This window comes from Pandoraea fibrosis (genome assembly GCF_000807775.2).
GTDB classification, from domain to species: Bacteria; Pseudomonadota; Gammaproteobacteria; order Burkholderiales; family Burkholderiaceae; genus Pandoraea; species Pandoraea fibrosis.
Genome location: NZ_CP047385.1, coordinates 636548 through 651194 on the forward strand (window position 1 = coordinate 636548; position 14647 = coordinate 651194).

The following is a 14647-nucleotide window of genomic DNA, read 5'->3' on the forward strand; positions in this document are numbered from 1 at the left end:
ATGTGCGGGGCATTCTAGGAAGCGCGATGGGAAAGTGCTCGTTGTGCGCAGGTATCGGGCATAGACAACGCGTTGTCCGTGACACCGAATTTGGCAGGGGAATCAAGGCCGTGCGATGACGCGCCGACGCCATCGAAGCATCGGGGGAAAAGCGGAGTTTCGGACGATTCCCTACTTCAGCGGGAAGGGTCGGCAACGGGTGACCCCCAGGGCCACCCGTTGTCGTATGGCGGAGCGCTGACGCAGGACTTACGCAGCGCGCGTAAGCGGTGCGACCTGTCGAATGCCGAGCGACGTCAGCGACTGCGCAATTGCCGTGACGACATTCCGCATTTCGTTGTCGTCGATGGCGCCGATACAGCCCACGCGGAACGTCTCGATCTGCGTGAGCTTGCCGGGGTAGAGGATGTAACCACGATCGCGCACCGCCGCGTAGAACGCCTTGAAGTCGTACTTGCTGTCGGCAGGTGCGTGGAACGTGACGATCACGGGTGCCTGGACTTCCGTGGCGAGGAATGGGCGGAAGCCCAGCGACGCCATCCCGTCGACCAACGCGCGGCAGTTCTTCCGGTAGCGCTCGCCGCGAACCGGCTGTCCCCCTTCGGCGAGGAACTGATCGACCGCCGCACGCAGTGCCGCGACGACATGCGTCGGCGGCGTAAAGCGCCACTGCGTGGTCTTCTGCATATAGACGTACTGGTCGTGCAGGTCCATTGCCAGCGAGTGGCTGTTGCCTGCGCTAGCTTCCAGCACCGACTTTTTCGCGATCACGAAGCCCATGCCAGGCACCCCTTCGAGGCACTTCCCGCTCGCGGCGATGAGGGCGTCGAACGGCATCGACCGCACGTCGATCTCGATCGCGCCGAACGAACTCATGGCGTCGACGATGAGCCCCTTGCCGTGCTTCTGGCAGACGCGAGCGATGTCGGCGAGCGGGTTGAGCACCCCGGCTCCGGTCTCCAGATGCACCTGCGCCACGTGCGTGATCGACGGATCGCGCGTGAGCGCTTCGTCGATCGCGGCGGCGCTGGCGGCCTGATCTTCGGGAATGGGCAGGGCGACGGCGTCGCGTCCCAGATAGCGGCAGATCTTCAGAATGCGCTGGCAGTACGCGCCGTTATCGGGCACGAGAATGCGCGCGCCGCGCGGCGTAAGCGTGCCGATGGCCGCTTCGACGGAGAACGTGCCAGAGCCTTGCAGCGGCACGCAGACATAGTCGTCGCCACCGTGCACGACGTCTACCAGATCGCGACACAGCGACGCCGTGATGCGATTGAACTGGGTATCCCATGACCCCCAGTCGCGCAGCATGGCCTGTCGGGTGGCCGGCGACGTGGTGAGCGGGCCGGGGGTGAGCAGAATCGGTTCCTGACCGAGAATCATGACCGCCTCCTATCAAGCGGGGAAACAAGCGAGAGAAGTAACAACACTGTCGACAAGGGGATTGCAGCAGGCACCGGCGCTGCGGACACAGCGCGGGGCCGGTAATCGTTCATGCGTTGGTTCGTGATCGCTAAGTCCTCAGTGATGTCAGTGCGCCTTGCGGACCATGCCCGACGGCCGGCGCCATGCCTGCGTATAGCGCTCCACCACGATCTGAATGCCGTGATAGAGCAGGCACACGCCCATCGACGTGAGCACGACGAGTGTGGCCATGGCCGCAGCGGGACCGATGGAGCCGGTCTCGTCCATGTTGACGATGGCGACCGACGCCAGCGAGGTGTCGGCCGAGTACAGGAACACGACAGCCGACACCGTGGTCATGGCGTTCACGAACAGGTACCGGCTGATGTCGATGATCGACGGCAGGCAGATCGGCGCCGACACGCGCCAGAAGGTGCGATAGAAGGGCACCTTCAGCGACGCCGACACGTACTCGAATTCCGGATCGATCTGCTTGAGTGCCGTGACTGCGGTGAGATGGCTCGACGAGTAGTAATGCACGACGTTGACGATCACCAGAATGGCCAGCGTGCCGTACAGGCTGTGCAGCGGATTGGCTTCGGGGACAAAGAAGAAGATGTAGCCGAGCCCCAGCACGAGGCCGGGCACGCCCATCGGCAGCACAGCCATCATGCGGATGAAACCGCGCAGCCATGTCATGCCGCGTGTCTTCTCAAGCAGATAGGCGATGACGAAGATCGCCGCCGTGCCCCATACCGCACACCAGAACGCCATCTGGAGGCTGTTCACGTAGGAGTCGAACGCGCCGCTTTCGATAAGGCCGAAGCGATAGTGGCCGAGCGACAGGCTGAAGTTGTACGGCCAGAACTTCACGAACGAGGCGTACACGGCCATGCCGAGAATGGCGAGCATGATCGCGGCCATGCCCCAGCACAGCGTGGCCATCAGCCAGTCGAACCCGCGTGAGGGCTTCGGGACATACGGCACCGCGCGCGCCGAGAGCAGCGCCTGTTGCTTGCGTTGCACCACCGAGTCCACGAGGTAGGTGATACCGACCGGCACGAGCAGCACGAGACCCACGACAGCGCCTTTCGAGAAGTCCTGCTGACCGATCACGAGCTTGTAGATGTCGGTGGCGAGCACGTTGAAGTCGCCGCCGATGACTTTCGGAATCCCGAAGTCGGAAATCGCATACGTGAAGACGATCATCGCGGCGCTGATCACACCATACTTCGCGCCCGGCAGCGTGATGGTCAAGAAGCGTCGCAGCATGGGCGTGCCGAGGGCATCGGCAGCCTCGTAGAGCCGCGCGTCGGTGAGCGAGAGCGCGGTGATCAGAATCATCAGCGCGTGCGGGAACGTGGCGTTCACCAGCGACATCACAATGCCCAGCGGCCCGTAAATGTCCACGTCGCCCATGAACGGCCGCAGCAGCCCCTGATTGCCGAACCAGAAGATGAACGAGATCGCGGGCAGCAGGGTGGGGCCGAGAATCGGAATGAGCGCGATGTTGCGCAACAGCGTCTTGCCGCGAATGCAACTGCGCGTGAGGGCATACGCGAAGATGAAGGCGAGCGGCACGGTAATGCACGTCGTCACCATCGAGATCCACACACTGTTCCAGATCGATCCTAACAACGCGGGCGAATGGAAATACTCGCGAAAGTGTTGCAGACCGACGAAGTGCCCGTTGTTGTCCTGCACGCTCTTGATGAGAATCGCCGCCATCGGCGCGAGCAGGAAGAGAACGCCGGCGGCGGCGGCCACGAGCAGCAATGCCTGCGCGAGGCGATCCGTCCAGTGAGAGGCGAGGCGCACCGGACGGATGGCCGACGGTGGCGGGCGGCCCGCTGCCGTATGCGCTGCCTGTGCCGTGGACGCCGCGTGAGCTTGCGGCGCGCTGATCGCGGTGGAGGGTAAGGAACTCATCGTGGCATCACCCCTGACGGAAGACGCGTACGGCCGCGCTCGGCACGGCAAAACGCAGGGCGCTGCCCGTGGCCGGTCGCAGGGCCCGCATGTCTGCGGGCGAGAGGTCGGCATAGAGCGGGTGTTCGCACGCGTGCATGCGCAGCGTCACGCGGGAAAACGCGCCGAGAAACTCGATCTTCTCGACGGCGCCGTCGAAGACGTTCGCTTCATCGTCGAGGTCGTCGAGATCGCGCACGCGAACGTCCTCCGGTCGGAAGAAGACACGGATGTCTTCGCCGGTGCGACAACCGTTGAGCGTGCCGCAGGTCAGTTCGTACTGCCCCACGCGCACGCGTCCGGCGTCGCCGAGCCGGGCGGGCAGGATGTTGGTCTTGCCGACGAAGTCCGCCACAAACGGGGTGGCGGGATGCTGATAGATCTCGCCGGGGGTGCCGATCTGTTCGATCACGCCGTGGTTCATCACCACGATGCGATCGGCCATCGACAGCGCTTCTTCCTGATCGTGCGTGACGAGAATCGTGGTGATGCCCAGACGCTGTTGCAACGCACGAATCTCGCTACGCAAACGTACACGCACGCGTGCGTCGAGCGCAGAGAGCGGTTCGTCCAGCAGCAGCAAGCCGGGCGATGTGGCCAGCGCCCGCGCAATGGCAATGCGCTGTTGCTGGCCGCCCGATAGCTGGCCGGGAAACTTCGCGCCGGCGTCGGGCAACCCGACCATCTCCAGCAACTCCGCGACACGGGCGTCGCGCTCGGCGCGTGGCACGCGCCGGTTCGTCAGCCCGTAGGCCACGTTTTGCGCCACGCTCAGGTTGGGAAACAGCGCGTACGACTGAAACACGATGCCGTAGTCGCGCTGCATGGGCGGTAGCGTCGAAATGTCGCGGCCGTTCTGTGACAACGTGCCCTGCGTTTGCGCCTCCAGTCCGGCGATGACGCGCAGCAGCGTTGTTTTTCCGCAGCCCGAAGGACCGAGAAAACACAGCATTTCGCCGCGTCGCACGGTGAGATGAATGTCGTGCAGCACCACAGTGCTGTCGAAGCGTTTGTGGATGCCGGCGAGGCTCAGATACGTGTCGTCGCTCATTCGGGGGACCTCCTGCGGGTTCGCGTTGTCCGGTGGGCCGGGAGACGTTACTTCTTCTCCGACTTGGCGCCGTAGCGCTTCTGCCATTCCGCGAGCACCGATTCACGGCTCTTCGCGATTTCCGTGAAATCGTTCTTCACGAGCATGTCGGGATAGTTGGCGGGAATCGTGTCGAACTTCTTCGCCACGCCCGGATACGCCACGATGGCCCAGTCCTTCGCGTACATCTCGTTCGCTTCCTTGCTGGCGAGCCAGTCCATGTAGCGCTTGGCGGCGTCGAGTTTCTTGGTCGTCTTCACGATGCCCGCGGCCTCGATGTCGTAGCCCAGGCCTTCCTTCGGAAATACGAGTTCGATGGGTGCGCCTGCGGCCTTCGTGCGATGCGCGTTGAATTCGAACGAGATGCCGATGGGGTATTCCCCCGCGCCGGCGTCGCGGCACGGCTTCGAGCCCGAGTGCGTGTACTTGACGATGTTCTTGTCGAGCGCGTCCATGTACTTCCAGCCGCCTTCCTTGCCGAACATCTGGAGCCAGGCGGTCACGTCGAGAAAGCCCGTACCGGAAGTGGCCGGATTGGGCATCACGATCATGCCTTTGTAGATCGGCTTGGCCAGGTCTTCCCACGACGTTGGCTTGGGCAGATTGCGCTTGGCGGCTTCCACCGTGTTGAAGCAGACCGTGGCGCCCCACACGTCCAGACCGACCCACGACGGCGGGTTGGCTTTGTCGCTGTAAGCGCGCGTGAGCTGATCGAAGCCCTTGGGCGCGTAAGGCGTGAGCAGACCTTCCTGCTTGATCAGTTCGAGACTCGACGCCGCGAGCCCGGCGATCACATCGGCCTGCGGGTTGGCCTTCTCCGCGAGCACCTTCGCCGTTACCACCCCCGTGGAGTCGCGCACGTACTTGATTTCAATGTCGGGGTTCGCTTTCTGGAACGCCTCCGCATACGGACGCATGACTTCGACTTCCCACGCCGTATAGACAGTCAGCGTGGTCTTGGCGAGCGCGTGGCCGGCCTGGGCCGCGCAGACGAGTCCGGCGGCGAGAGCAGCGGCAGCACGCATGGCACGGCGCAATGATTGGTTCATGGATGGCTCCTGTGGGTCGCGATTCCAGGTCGCGTAAGTGAGTGCGGCAAACGCCCTCTATGAGGCGATGTGTTGCATATTATTGGCAATTTATGTCTTTTTCTTGAAACCCTTGGCCTTTGTCATCTGCTCGTCAAATACCTCCAATAGTATGGAAATCATTGATTCAGATAGGGTTTTGTCGCTGCCTGCCCCCATTCAACCCGACGATGTTGCAAAATTTGCCTGCGATGTCGGATGTGATTTGTTGACAATCTACAAACTGCTGTGCTTGAATGTCAAGCAACAAAAATAATCACGTAACGCCACAAATCGCCAAACGTACCTGTGGAAGCGGTTTGGCCTTCTGGCGGATGGCGTTGCGCGATAGCGTCAGTGTTCAGAGATAAGGAAGACCGGTATGACCCCGAAGCCCACGTCGCCTACGGCAATTGAACTGTTGCAGAGTCAGTCGCTCACCACGCTCGTCCAGCACGAGATCGAGCGCCAGATCATGGCGGGCACGCTCACGCCCGGCACCAAGCTCAACGAGATCGAGGTGGCTGGCCGTCTGGGCGTGTCGCGCGGTCCGGTGCGAGAGGCGTTTCGTGCACTGGAAGAGGCGGGGTTGTTGCGCACCGAGAAGAATCGCGGGGTGTTCGTGCGGGTCATTTCGCTGGAAGAGGCGGAAGAGATTTACACGCTGCGTGGCGTGCTCGACGAATACGTGGGCCGAGCGCTGGCCGAGACGATCACCTCCGAGCAGCTCACCCGGTTGCGCGAAGCCGTCGAAGCGATGCATCGCGCGGTGGAGTCGGGGGACAGCGAGGGGTATTACCAGTTGAACGTGTCGTTTCACGATTCGCTCGTCGAGATGGTCGGCAACCGCAAGTTGCTCGAGACCTACCGCCGGCTGGTCAAGGAATTGAGCCTGTTCCGTCACGAAGCGTTGACGGGCGATACCACCGCGCCGCCGAAGTCGGAGCGCGAGCACCGCGACATCGTGAGTGCGATTGCCTCGCGCGACCCCGAGCGCGCCGCGCAGGTTACGCGCGAGCATCTGGCGCGTGGCCGGGCCCGCATTCGTGAGGCGCTCGCGCGCGCACCGGGTGCCCCGGCGCAGGCGAAGGCCGGCTGAGCGCCGGTCGAAGGTCAGTGAGAACGTTGTCTTGTTGAATACCCGGCCGCCGCGCGGGTGTCGCATCGATGTCGATGCCAGCGGTGGTCAATCCAGTTGCTCTTGAGGAGACCCGACGTGAACCAGCCCGTGCAGATCCAAGTGAACGGCCGCCAGTACCGGTTGCCGCAACAGCCGACCGTCATCGTGTGTGTCGATGGCTGTCAGTTCGAGTATCTCGAAGCCGCTGCGGCGGCAGGTGTGGCGCCGTATCTGAAGCACCTGCTGGCCGACGGCGCTGTCTTTCAGGGCGACTGCGTCGTGCCGTCGTTCACCAACCCCAACAATCTGTCGATCGTGACCGGCGCGCCCCCCGCCGTGCACGGTATCTGCGGTAACTACTTCTTTGACCCGGCCGCCGACGGCGGGCGCGGCGCGGAAGTCATGATGAACGACCCGGCCTATCTGCGTGCGGGCACCGTGCTGGCCGCCGCCGCCGATGCGGGCGCGAGCGTCGCCGTGGTCACTGCCAAGGACAAGCTGCGCAAGCTGCTCGGCCACCGCATGAAGGGCATCTGCTTCTCGTCGGAGAAATCCGATCAGGTCACGCTGGAGGAGAACGGCATCGACGACGTGCTGGGCCTCGTCGGCATGCCGGTGCCGGATGTCTACAGCGCGGCACTCTCCGAGTTCGTGTTCGCGGCGGGGGTGCGTTTGCTCGAGACGCGTCACATCGACCTGATGTATCTCTCGACGACCGACTACGTTCAGCACAAGTGGGCGCCGGGCACAGAGGGCGCAAACGCCTTCTACGCCATGATGGACAAATACCTGCGCCGTATGGACGAACTGGGCGCGGTCATTGGCCTGACGGCGGACCACGGCATGAATGCCAAGCACGATCCGAAGACCGGTCAGCCCAACGTCATCTATTTGCAGGATCTGCTCGACGACTGGCTCGGCAAGGGCGTGGAAGCGGGTGGTGCACGTGTGATTCTGCCGATTACCGATCCGTATGTGGTGCATCACGGGGCGCTGGGGTCGTTTGCCACGATCTATCTGCCGCGCGACGTGGATCGCGACGCCATCCGCCAGCGCATTGCCGCGTTGCCCGGCATCGAGGTCGTGCATACCAACGCCGAAGCGTGCGCCCGTTTCGAGCTGCCGCCGGACCGCGTGGGCGATCTCGTGGTCGTGAGCGATCAGTCGGTGGTGCTGGGCACGAGCGCGAGCCGTCACGATCTGACCGGGCTGACGGTGCCGTTGCGCTCGCACGGCGGGATTTCCGAACAGACCGTGCCGCTGCTGTTCAACCGGAAGACGCAAGGCATTCCGGGTAAGGCGCGGTTGCGCAACTTCGACATTCTCGACGTCGCGCTCAATCACGTCTGATGCCTTGCCGCCAAGATTTGCAATGAGAACCAACGGCGCGCAAACCCCAGAACGTTTGCGTCGCCGGGCCCCTGTCCGGTTGGATATGCTGTGGAGAACCCCATGAACGCGCCGCACAAGCTGCACCCCGAATTCCGCGCCGAAGCGCTTCGCATCGGTGGCGAAAAAGTGACCCGCGAACGGATCATCGAAGTCTTCAACCCGTACTCGGGCGATTTGGTCGGCACCGTGCCGAAAGCCTCGCTCGACGATGTGCGCCGCGCGTTCTCGATCGCGAAGCAGTACCGCTCGACGCTCACCCGTTTCGAGCGGGCCAACATTCTCGACAAGGCCGCCGCGTTGCTGCGCGAGCGTACCGCCGAGGCCGCCGCGATCATCACGATGGAGTCGGGGCTGTGCAAGAAAGACGCCGTCTACGAAATCGGACGCGTTGCCGACGTGCTCGGTTTCGCCGCTGGCGAGGCGCTCAAGGACGACGGGCAGGCCTTCTCCTGCGACCTCACGCCGCACGGCAAAAAGCGCCGCGTGGTCACGCAGCGCGAGCCGCTGCTGGGGGCGATCTCGGCTATCACGCCGTTCAATCATCCGATGAATCAGGTGGCGCACAAGGTCGCGCCGTCGATTGCGACCAACAACCGGATGGTCCTCAAGCCGTCGGAGAAGGTGCCGCTGTCGGCGTTCTATCTGGCCGACACGCTGTATGAAGCCGGTCTGCCGCCGGAGATGCTCCAGGTCATCACGGGCGATCCGATGGAGATCGCCGACGAGATGATCACGAACGAGAACATCGACATGATCACGTTCACCGGCGGCGTATCGATCGGCAAGTACATCGCGTCCAAGGCGGGCTATCGTCGCATCGTGCTGGAACTGGGGGGCAACGATCCGCTGATCGTGATGGAGGACGCCGACCTCGATCGCGCCACCGATCTCGCGGTGCAGGGGTCGTACAAGAATTCGGGGCAGCGTTGCACGGCGGTCAAGCGCATGCTCGTGCATCGCGACATCGCGGCACAGTTCACCGAATTAGTCGTGGAGAAGACCCGCGCGTGGAAGTACGGCGATCCGGCCGATGGCGCGAACGATATGGGCACGGTCATCGACGAAGCGGCGGCGCGTCTGTTCGAAGCTCGCGTGAACGAGGCGGTATCGCAGGGGGCGCGGTTGCTCGTGGGTAACAAGCGCGAGGGCGCGCTGTACTCGCCGACCGTCATCGATCGTGTCGATCCGAAGATGACGGTGGTGCGTGAAGAGACGTTCGGGCCGGTCTCGCCGATTCTCACGTTCGGCAGCATCGATGAAGCCATTGCCATGTCGAACGGCACGGCATTCGGGCTGTCATCTGGCGTGTGCACGAACCGCCTCGACTATGTCACGCGCTTCACCAACGAACTTCAGGTGGGGACGGTCAACGTCTGGGAGGTGCCGGGCTATCGCATCGAACTGACACCGTTCGGTGGCATCAAGGATTCCGGCCTCGGCTACAAGGAGGGGGTGCAGGAAGCGATGAAGAGCTTCACCAACACCAAAACCTTTACGCTGCCGTGGGGAATCTGAGCCTGATCGCGGCCTGAAAACTGAGCCGGATTTCAGGATGTGAAAGGGGGGCAGGGACAACACAACGGGCGGAAAGTCGGTGCGACAGCGACCCTCGACCCACCCTGTCCCCCTTACGCAACAAGGCTTAGCAGAACCAGAGCAAAAATTGTGACAAATTGATGACACGATTGTTGCGCTGGTCGTTTTGGTGTACGGTGTATCGATTGGGGATACGCATGACGCGTGAACTTCATACGCATCCCGACGCCAGTGTTGGACTGACGCGGGATGCCGGTTTGGCAAACCAGTGGACGCGTCATGTTGGCGGCGCGAGGCGCTGCCTGTCCCGTCGACAAAAAGATCACGGAACACTGGCATGCTGACACTGCTCAACCTACTTTCCGGCGTGGCGATGCTGATCTGGGGTACGCACATCGTGCGTACCGGGGTCCTGCGCGTCTACGGTGCCGACCTGCGGCGCATTCTGTCGCACAGCATTTCGAATCGCTTTCTCGCGTTTGCAGCGGGCGTGCTCGTCACGGGCCTCGTGCAGAGCAGCAACGCGACGGCACTCATCGTCTCCTCATTCGGCGCTCAGGGGTTGATCGCGCTGGCCCCCGCACTGTCGATCATGCTCGGGGCAGACGTCGGTACGGCGCTCATGGCGCGGATCCTGACGTTCGACCTGCACTGGCTCTCGCCGCTGCTGATCTTCTTCGGCGTCATCTTCTTCCTGTCACGCAAACAGACCCGCGCCGGCCAGCTTGGCCGCGTATCGATCGGGCTGGGCCTGATCATTCTGGCGTTGCAACTGATCGTGGGCGCGACCACGCCGATGACCGAAGCGGCGGGCGTGAAGGTGCTGTTCGGTTCGCTGACCGGCGACGTGATGCTCGACACACTGATCGGCGCGCTCTTCGCCATGGTGTCGTATTCGAGCCTGGCGGCGGTGCTGCTGACGGCGACGCTCGCGTCCTCGGGCGTGATTTCGCTCAAGGTGGCGCTGTGCCTCGTGATCGGCGCGAATCTGGGCAGCGGCATGCTCGCGATGCTGACCTCGGCCGGACAGAATGCGGCAGGGCGTCGTGTCGTTTTCGGCAGTCTCATCTTCAAGCTGATCGGCTGCCTGCTCGTGCTGCCGTTCGTCGACTATGCACCGATGCTGGTGAGCTGGCTCTCGGACGCCCCTGCGCAAGCCGTCGTCAATTTCCATGTGCTTTACAACCTGGTGCGTTGCGTGGTGTTCCTGGCGTTCACCGAGCCGATGGCACGTCTGTGCGTTCGCCTGCTTGCGGAAAAGCCGGAGGCGGATGGGGTGACGCGCGCCCGCCATCTGGACGAGAGTGCGCTGGAGATGCCATCGGTTGCACTAGCCAACGCAACGCGCGAAACGTTGCGCATGGGCGACATCGTCGAGCAGATGCTCAACGGATTGCTCGATGTCATTCGCAGCAACGATGTGGCGCGGGCGCGCGAGACGCGCCGGATGGATGACGACGTCGACCATCTCTACACGGCGGTCAAGATGTACCTGACGCGCGTGTCGCGCGAGAACCTGAGCGAGCAGGACAGCCGCCGCTGGACGGACATCATTTCGCTCACGATCAATCTGGAGCATGCGGGCGACATCATCGAGCGCATGGTGACGGAGGTCGAGGAGAAGAAGATTTCGCACAAGCTGTCGTTCTCCGAGGCCGGGTTGCAGGAGATCTGCGACATGCACGCGCGTCTGGTGACGAATCTGCAACTGGGCCTGTCTGTGTTTCTGAACACGGACCTGAAGAGTGCCCAGCGGCTGATGGCCGAGAAGGAAAGCTTCCGCGATCTGGAACGCGCTTATTCGTACACGCACCTGAATCGTCTGGCGGGTCAGTCGGTGCAGAGTATCGAGACGAGTTCGCTGCATCTGGACATCATCAGCGACATGAAGCGTCTGAACTCGCTGTTCTGCTCGACGGCGTACCCGGTGCTCGACGACGCAGGCGCGCTGCGCAAGAGCCGCATGCGAGACAAGCCGAAGGACGGCAAGGACGCCAAGGACGTGAAGGATATCAAGACGCCGAAGGAATCGAAGGTGTCGAAGCTGGCGGCGCTTGCCGAGGTCGCGACGGCCGCTGCCCCAAGTTCTCGCGACGACAACGAGAGTTCACACGATGGCCCTGAGCCTGCCGGACATCCGCACCCTGTTCGATAAATTCGGTTCGATCGCCTACAGCGGCGAGCCTGTCACCCAACTGGAGCACGCGCTGCAAAGCGGCGCGTTGGCCGAGAGCGAGGGCGCCGACGAGGCGCTCGTCGCCGCCAGTTTCCTCCACGATCTCGGCCATTTGCTCAACCTTCAGGGCGAAACGCCCACCGAGCGCGGCATCGACGATCTGCATCAATACTTCGCGCTGCCGTTCCTGCGTCCGTTGTTCAGCGACGCGGTGCTCGATCCCATTCGCCTGCATGTCGACGCGAAGCGTTGCCTGTGCGCTATCGATCCCGAGTACTACGGCAAGCTGTCGGTCGATTCGGTGCGTAGTCTGGCGTTGCAGGGTGGGGTGTTCAGCGACGACGAGGCGAAGACGTTCCTCGCGCGAGAGCACGCCGAGGCGGCGCTGCGGCTGCGTCGTTGGGACGACCGGGCGAAGGTCGCTGGCATGGTGACACCGCCACTCGATCACTATATGAAGGTGCTGGAGCGGGTCACGTTGCAGTAAGGGGACGGGCGGCGGATGCGCCAGCGAACGCGCACCGTTTGCGCGTGCCGATTCGTCGACTGAGGAAAGAGGGGGAGGGCGCGCCGCACTCGAACGAGAGGCGGCGCGGGACTGCGCAAGGTTATTGAGGGAGATGGGCTCGCCAGCCGCTGGGAAGCAGCTTCAGCACGACGGCTCGCGCCGGGCGCCAGAGGGCGGACAGCAGCAACAATGCGCCCCCCACAACAACAGCGACCACCGCCAATGCCTGTGAAGCGGCGGACGTCACGAGAACGCTCAGAATCGCGCTGATCACGTACAACAACGACGACATCATCAGCGCACGCCGATCGATGGCAAGTGAGATGCCGGTCAGCAGCACAAAGACGGCGATGACCGCGATCGGATAGCCGGGCATGAGCGCCCAGAAGATCGGATGCGTGACCATGCAAGCCGCCAGCAGGTGCAACCAGAAGGCGACGTCCGAGCGAATGGTCTTGCGTTGCGGGTCTTGTGCATCCCAGCGCAGTGCCCAGACGAAAATGGCCAGGCCGACAACGATGTTCGCCGCCCGCATCAGGCCGATGTAGTCCTGACCGGCAACGAGCACGAGGAACCATGTCAGGCAGACGACGCCGGCGAAGCCCAGCGCGATGGTGGCTGGTACCCGGAAGCGTCGCCAGTAAGCCACCGTGCCGATGACGATGCCGACGTAACTCGCGAGCATTTGAGGAAGGAAATACAAGAGCCCCTGGGCCTCGATATACACGTCCGAGGGGCCGCTGTCCGCGTGCCCCGACGGAATTGCCACAAATCCGGCGCAAGCGAGCGTGGCAATGAATCCAAAGCTATAAGACAGCGCGGGCAACGCCATGCGGCGGCGTCGCACGAAGACCTCCGACAGTCCCCAGAAGAGCGCAGCACAGATCAGTGCGATGAGCCACGGTGGCAGAGTGTTCGTCAGCCACACCGTGCCGAACACGAGCAGTGCCGACGCGACCACGACGAAAACGTCGTTGAAGCTGGTGATCAACTGCATGGGCTCGTCGTCGATGCGTTGCTGCGGCACACCGGGTGTGGCAGTTTGCGGTGAAGGCGGGATGTCTGAGGTGGTCATGGTTTCGCTGAGGTCGGCACGTGTAGCCCAAAGTGTATCCGTCGGACGAACATCCCTAAGCAGAAATCCCGGGGGATTTCACAAACCGTCGGCCCGGCTGGGGAAACGGACACGCCATCTTGCGGGTATGAGGCGCAATGCTGCATTCCGCACCGGGTTCCAGCGCTCCCATATCACCACGAGGGCGAGCGCAAACGTCATGTTTGCAATGCCAAGGGCGCTTTGTGCACGAATAGGGATGCCGATGGCGAGCATATTGGCAAAGGCGAGAAGAGCATAGGGCGATGATATGACGATCAATGCACGTCTGTCCGCGACTACCGATAGCGGGAACATGAGTGCGAACGCGACCAAAACGAGGAGGGGCATGTCATTGAGCGCGAGAAATATGGGGTTCACGATCATGCAGGCAGCCAATAGGTGCAGCCAAAATGCGACATCCGACCGGATCGTGCCGCGTCGACGGTCGAGCTTGTCCCAGTGCAATGCCCAGAGGTATATCGCCACGCCAGCGACAGCGGTGGCGATGAAAACGGTTATCTGGAAGCGGGGGCTTTTCAGCAGCAACGCGTATACCCAGACAAGAACCGCAATCCAACCAATACCTATCGCTATAGCTGCGCAAGCCCGAAAGCGCCACCAATACAGCGCAGCACTTATGCCTGTCAGGAAAACACCGGCGTAGAACATGGACCAATGCAGGGAGTGTCGTACGGCTTCCACGGAAGCGTCCGTCGGACGTGCCGTGCAAAACCCCAATAGGGATACGAAGAAGACGAAGACCGCACAAAGCACTTGAAGCGAGAGCGAGCGTCGTTGTCTGCGAGCTAGCACGGTTGAACATCCCCAAGCTACGGCGGCAGATAACAATGAAGTGAGCCACGCGCCACTCATGCTCGAGACCATGGTCATGCCGCAGAAATACAAACCTGCGGCCGTGATGAAAATGAAGTCGCTGCTGCTTATCGCAAACAATGGGGCATCTCTCTTCCTCTTCTGATCGAAGGAAAAGCGAGCGTCGTGACACTGGGTGGTTTTTGCCGAGAGGGACGATGCGGCGGATGACGGCGCGTTGGGAGTGGTCATAGGTCATGGCGATCAATGGATGCCTCATTCCACACCACCGTGCAGCACCTGTCTTGCTCACGAGTGGAACGAGGAGAATCGTCCAGCCTAGAGACGTGCGTAATGCATTGCTATCGCGTTTTGCCGGGCCTGAGGCCATTGGCAGTCGATTCGGAATTTACTTGTCGTGCGATTGAGAGCGACTGCGCACTGGCAGGAACGGGCGAAACGCGCTCCTGCCTGCAT

11 protein-coding genes are annotated in these 14647 nt (G+C 62.4%); 5 read left to right on the forward strand and 6 right to left on the reverse strand.

The annotated features are described in order from the left end of the window. Positions 1-249: 249 nt before the first annotated feature. The 4 genes from PI93_RS02810 to PI93_RS02825 all read right to left on the reverse strand — a co-directional run bounded on the left by PI93_RS02810 (position 250) and on the right by PI93_RS02825 (position 5511). Complete coding sequence (locus PI93_RS02810) at positions 250-1383, reverse strand: 2-aminoethylphosphonate--pyruvate transaminase (protein WP_039373771.1); 1134 nt, start codon at positions 1381-1383, stop codon at positions 250-252. A 147-nt stretch (positions 1384-1530) separates the two neighbouring features. After that, on the reverse strand, positions 1531-3333 hold the full coding sequence (locus PI93_RS02815) for a putative 2-aminoethylphosphonate ABC transporter permease subunit (RefSeq protein WP_080759368.1): 1803 nt from the start codon (positions 3331-3333) through the stop codon (positions 1531-1533). Positions 3334-3340: 7 nt separating this feature from the next. Continuing rightward, positions 3341-4423 carry a putative 2-aminoethylphosphonate ABC transporter ATP-binding protein gene (locus PI93_RS02820; protein ID WP_039373773.1) on the reverse strand — a complete coding sequence of 361 codons (1083 nt, stop codon included), beginning with the start codon at positions 4421-4423 and terminating at the stop codon, positions 3341-3343. 47 nt (positions 4424-4470) lie between these two features. Next, on the reverse strand, positions 4471-5511 hold the full coding sequence (locus PI93_RS02825) for a putative 2-aminoethylphosphonate ABC transporter substrate-binding protein (protein ID WP_039373776.1): 1041 nt from the start codon (positions 5509-5511) through the stop codon (positions 4471-4473). A gap of 400 nt (positions 5512-5911) precedes the next feature. On the opposite strand from PI93_RS02825, the gene PI93_RS02830 reads away from it, so the two are divergent. The 5 genes from PI93_RS02830 (at position 5912) to PI93_RS02850 (ending at position 12240) form a co-directional block, all read left to right on the forward strand. Next, positions 5912-6628, forward strand: coding sequence for a phosphonate utilization associated transcriptional regulator (locus tag PI93_RS02830; RefSeq protein WP_039373777.1), 717 nt, complete (start codon positions 5912-5914; stop codon positions 6626-6628). Positions 6629-6745: 117 nt separating this feature from the next. After that, on the forward strand, positions 6746-7999 hold the full coding sequence (gene phnA / locus PI93_RS02835; protein ID WP_039373778.1) for a phosphonoacetate hydrolase: 1254 nt from the start codon (positions 6746-6748) through the stop codon (positions 7997-7999). Positions 8000-8101: 102 nt separating this feature from the next. Further along, entirely contained in the window at positions 8102-9556 is a 1455-nt protein-coding gene (gene phnY, locus PI93_RS02840) for a phosphonoacetaldehyde dehydrogenase (protein ID WP_039373783.1), read from the forward strand. Between the two features lie 358 nt (positions 9557-9914). Then, positions 9915-11732, forward strand: coding sequence for a Na/Pi cotransporter family protein (locus PI93_RS02845; RefSeq protein ID WP_080759369.1), 1818 nt, complete (start codon positions 9915-9917; stop codon positions 11730-11732). Next, positions 11692-12240 carry a phosphonate degradation HD-domain oxygenase gene (locus PI93_RS02850; protein WP_039373785.1) on the forward strand — a complete coding sequence of 183 codons (549 nt, stop codon included), beginning with the start codon at positions 11692-11694 and terminating at the stop codon, positions 12238-12240. The genes PI93_RS02845 and PI93_RS02850 overlap by 41 nt, the downstream gene beginning before the upstream one ends. A 121-nt stretch (positions 12241-12361) precedes the next feature. Here PI93_RS02850 and PI93_RS02855 read toward each other — a convergent pair whose 3' ends face one another. Next, entirely contained in the window at positions 12362-13336 is a 975-nt protein-coding gene (locus PI93_RS02855; protein ID WP_144400517.1) for a hypothetical protein, read from the reverse strand. A gap of 78 nt (positions 13337-13414) precedes the next feature. Beyond that, entirely contained in the window at positions 13415-14422 is a 1008-nt protein-coding gene (locus PI93_RS02860) for a DUF2339 domain-containing protein (RefSeq protein WP_144400516.1), read from the reverse strand. Between the last annotated feature and the right edge of the window lie 225 nt (positions 14423-14647).

Coding starts and splice junctions, on each gene's coding strand:
- PI93_RS02825 (WP_039373776.1), bottom strand. CDS start 5,511: ATGAACCAATCATTGCGCCGTGCCATGCGTGCTGCCGCTGCTCTCGCC.
- PI93_RS02815 (WP_080759368.1), bottom strand. CDS start 3,333: ATGAGTTCCTTACCCTCCACCGCGATCAGCGCGCCGCAAGCTCACGCG.
- PI93_RS02860 (WP_144400516.1), bottom strand. CDS start 14,422: ATGACCACTCCCAACGCGCCGTCATCCGCCGCATCGTCCCTCTCGGCA.
- PI93_RS02850 (WP_039373785.1), top strand. CDS start 11,692: ATGGCCCTGAGCCTGCCGGACATCCGCACCCTGTTCGATAAATTCGGT.
- PI93_RS02810 (WP_039373771.1), bottom strand. CDS start 1,383: ATGATTCTCGGTCAGGAACCGATTCTGCTCACCCCCGGCCCGCTCACC.
- PI93_RS02845 (WP_080759369.1), top strand. CDS start 9,915: ATGCTGACACTGCTCAACCTACTTTCCGGCGTGGCGATGCTGATCTGG.
- PI93_RS02855 (WP_144400517.1), bottom strand. CDS start 13,336: ATGACCACCTCAGACATCCCGCCTTCACCGCAAACTGCCACACCCGGT.
- PI93_RS02820 (WP_039373773.1), bottom strand. CDS start 4,423: ATGAGCGACGACACGTATCTGAGCCTCGCCGGCATCCACAAACGCTTC.
- PI93_RS02830 (WP_039373777.1), top strand. CDS start 5,912: ATGACCCCGAAGCCCACGTCGCCTACGGCAATTGAACTGTTGCAGAGT.
- phnY (WP_039373783.1), top strand. CDS start 8,102: ATGAACGCGCCGCACAAGCTGCACCCCGAATTCCGCGCCGAAGCGCTT.